Source organism: Mesorhizobium sp. M2A.F.Ca.ET.039.01.1.1, from assembly GCF_003998035.1.
GTDB lineage: Bacteria > Pseudomonadota > Alphaproteobacteria > Rhizobiales > Rhizobiaceae > Mesorhizobium.
In genome coordinates this window covers 1-491 of the sequence record NZ_RZRY01001500.1, presented here as the reverse complement: position 1 = coordinate 491, position 491 = coordinate 1, and the positions used below count along the sequence as shown (strand labels likewise).

The following is a 491-nucleotide window of genomic DNA, read 5'->3' as shown; positions in this document are numbered from 1 at the left end:
CTTCATGGCAAGCGGCGTCGACAGGATGGCGACGCCATAGGCGCCGAGCCCGACAAAGGCGCTGTGGCCGAGATTGGCGATGTTGGAATTGCCCATGAACACCTGCAGCCCGACCACCACGATCAGGTTCACGAAGGCGCCGAGCGCCAGGAAGGTGTAGTAGGTCGGCGCGAAATTCAGCACCAGGAGGCCGATCAACAGCACCGGCAGCGCGGTAACCAGCCCGCCGACCAGCGAGCGGACAACCGCATTGCCGGGCTGCGCTGTGCCCACCGGAGCCGCCATCTGTTCGACTGCTTGCGACAATTCAGAGCCTGCCATGTCAGATTTCCTTGTCGCCGAGTTCGATACGCTGGCCGAGCAGGCCTTCCGGGCGGTAGACGAGCAACGCGACGATGATCGCGTAGGTGAGCGCATCCCTGAAGCCCGCATATTCCTGCGGCAGCGCGACAAGCAGGCCGACTTCGATGAAGCCGAGCAGCATGCCGCCG

1 pseudogene is annotated in these 491 nt (G+C 64.0%); it reads right to left on the bottom strand.

From position 1 onward, the window contains the following. Positions 1 to 321, bottom strand: a pseudogene (locus EOA24_RS40645) (branched-chain amino acid ABC transporter permease); the annotation flags it as partial. Positions 322 to 491 lie beyond the last annotated feature (170 nt).